Annotated in this window: 1 protein-coding gene (cut by a window edge); it reads left to right on the top strand. The window is 64.1% G+C overall.

Features of this window, described 5'->3' with window-relative positions:
• Positions 1-594: part of a reverse transcriptase domain-containing protein coding region (locus KZO25_RS19520; RefSeq protein ID WP_262489144.1), annotated on the top strand (this coding region is incomplete at its 5' end). 140 nt of the annotated region lie beyond the right edge of the window; the window shows 594 of its 734 annotated nt.

Raw genomic sequence — 594 nt, 5'->3', positions numbered from 1 at the left:
GCTTCGCGGCCCAGGCCGAGCGCTACCTCGAAGAACTCCAGGGCGACCTGGCGGCAGGTCGCTACCGCCCGCAGGCGATTCGACGGGTCGAGATTCCCAAGGGCAACGGTAAGACCCGCCCGCTGGGCATCCCGACCGTCAAGGACCGGATCGTCCAGACGGCGGTCAAGCGCGTGATCGAACCGATCTTCGAGCACGAATTCCTGCCGATGAGCTACGGCTTCCGGCCGGGCAGAGGCTGCAAGGATGCCCTGCGTGACGTTGATGACGCACTCAAGGCCGGCATGACCTGGGTGGTTGACGCGGATCTGCAAGCCTACTTCGACAGCATCCCGCACGCTGACCTGATGGCCTGCGTCGAGGAACGGATCAGCGACGGCCAGTTGCTGGCCCTGCTGCGAAGCTGGCTGAACCAGGACATTGTCAGCGAGCTGACGCACTGGAGCCCCACCGCAGGTACGCCGCAAGGAGCGATCATCAGTCCCTTGTTGGCGAATCTGTACCTGCACCGGCTGGATCAGGAAATGACACGGCGCGGCTACCGCATGGTGCGGTACGCCGACGACTTCGTCATTCTCTGCCGCAGTGAACAGG

The organism is Halomonas sp. ANAO-440 (assembly GCF_019915905.1).
GTDB classification, from domain to species: domain Bacteria; phylum Pseudomonadota; class Gammaproteobacteria; order Pseudomonadales; family Halomonadaceae; genus Halomonas; species Halomonas chromatireducens.
Note: the sequence above shows the minus strand (reverse complement) of the source record. Positions and strands in the feature narration are given on the sequence as shown.